Origin of the sequence: Falsiroseomonas selenitidurans, assembly GCF_012103215.1 — a bacterium.
Lineage (GTDB): Bacteria > Pseudomonadota > Alphaproteobacteria > Acetobacterales > Acetobacteraceae > Falsiroseomonas > Falsiroseomonas selenitidurans.
Genome location: NZ_JAAVNE010000120.1, coordinates 1 through 1,489, shown reverse-complemented (window position 1 = coordinate 1,489; position 1,489 = coordinate 1). Strand labels below are relative to the sequence as shown.

The window sequence follows — 1,489 nt, the reverse complement described above, 5'->3', positions numbered from 1 at the left end:
AGAGCAGCAGCGCGATGGCATCCGCCTCGTTGTCATCGGCCGGCGCGAAGCCACGGGCTCGGATGGCGGCGACCATCTTCGCCTTGTCGGCGTTGCCCTTATCCCCACGCCGCTGTGCTGTTGCATCCGATGCGCGGCGGCTCCGGCGGCACTTACCGATGATGCCGCTTGCCAGGGCCGCAGGCGGGCGCTGGCCGGGTCGTGGCGCCTGCCGATGCCCGTCGCGCAGTTCCGCCCTGTAGGCCCGGCGCAGGGCCGTCAGCATGGACATCGGCAGCGGGTGGTCGGCGCCAGCTCGCGGCCCTGCGTCGGCGACGCCATGCCCTTCCCCGCAGGGCATGTTGATCTGCGTGAGGCGGAGGCATGGACTGCTTATGCTGAGAGGAGGCCTGCCCACTATCAGCAGCACCGGCTGCCAGTTGTGATTTGCAAATTTGCAAATGGCACTCGTGCGGCTGTGAGGAACGCAGTGCACGTCAGCCGGTCACGCCCAGTAGATCACCGTCGTACAGCTCGGATCGGCGCCGGCCGCCACGGCGCATAGCGGATGCTCCGATCCACGGTGTCATGGAGGTGCAGCCTCGCGTGGAAGTAGGAGGCAGTAGCCGGGCGATTGCGCATCTTCGCCGCATGGAAATCGCCGCAGCAGTTGTGCACGCCTCTCCAAAGCTGGGCGGCTTCATCGCCGAGGAGAAAGTCGATGATGAGCGGGTGTCCAAGCACCGCAGCATAGATTTGCGGCTTCGTGTCGAGGTCCTCCGCAACGCCGATGAGCGACAGTCGGTCCGTTTCAGCGAAACGGGACCGATTGCCGCGGAGTACCTGTCGCGTGACCTGGTCACCGAAGTTGATGATGTGGGACCGCATCTGGTCTATCGTCGCCCACCTCTCGTAGCCGAAGGTGACCATTAGCTGCGGGTTGAGCGCGATGATGTTGGCGCGGAAGTAGCGTTTCTGATTGTGCATGTATGTGTCCTCGGTCACTGGTGCCGGCAGCAAAAACTGCTGCCAGCCACCCTTTACCGAGGACGATTCCAGTGCCGTCGAGCCCGGCTTCCGCCCGAGACCCATTCTGGAAGCTTCAACTTGCGTAACTGCTCCCGGGCAGAGCGTCGTCGCAGGACCCTGCCGCACGAGGACCATAGCCTCTTGTCTGCGCCTTCGACCTTGAAGGCCTGATCGCATGGTCCCGTAGGTGGGACTGGCGCGAGCCGTTCGGCAACCTCGTGGATCGTCACATCGGCAAGGCCTGCGACAGTGCCGGCATCTGGGCGGTCGGTATCGGCGACGCGCTCGGCGACCATGCCATGTCCACGGCCTTCGGCGCCGTGTTTGAGGACTTGCTGGGGCCCGAGCTGTCCGACGGACGTAACCTGGCTGACGCGTATTGGCCTGCTGCCGGTTCGATGGACACCGAGTTTAGCCTGAACCGGCCAAGCGCTCGAATGCCACGGGGCTGAGATAGCCGATGGCCGAGTGGCGTCGCGTC

Annotated in this window: 2 protein-coding genes and 1 pseudogene; 1 reads left to right on the top strand and 2 read right to left on the bottom strand. The window is 64.7% G+C overall.

Annotated features, from left to right (window positions below; translation table 11 throughout):
- Together HEQ75_RS27600 and HEQ75_RS27595 are read right to left on the bottom strand one after the other, a co-directional pair.
- Positions 1–271: pseudogene (locus HEQ75_RS27600) on the bottom strand (hypothetical protein); the annotation flags it as partial.
- Between the two features lie 227 nt (positions 272–498).
- The gene (locus tag HEQ75_RS27595; protein ID WP_168035328.1) at positions 499–1,071 is read right to left on the bottom strand and encodes a hypothetical protein; all 573 of its coding nucleotides are present in this window, start codon (positions 1,069–1,071) and stop codon (positions 499–501) included.
- Positions 1,072–1,226: 155 nt separating this feature from the next.
- On the opposite strand from HEQ75_RS27595, the gene HEQ75_RS27590 reads away from it, so the two are divergent.
- On the top strand, positions 1,227–1,460 hold the full coding sequence (locus HEQ75_RS27590) for a hypothetical protein (protein ID WP_168035327.1): 234 nt from the start codon (positions 1,227–1,229) through the stop codon (positions 1,458–1,460).
- Positions 1,461–1,489 lie beyond the last annotated feature (29 nt).

Excerpts from the sequence above, each read along its gene's own strand:
- HEQ75_RS27595 (WP_168035328.1), bottom strand. The coding sequence starts at position 1,071 with ATGGGTCTCGGGCGGAAGCCGGGCTCGACGGCACTGGAATCGTCCTCG.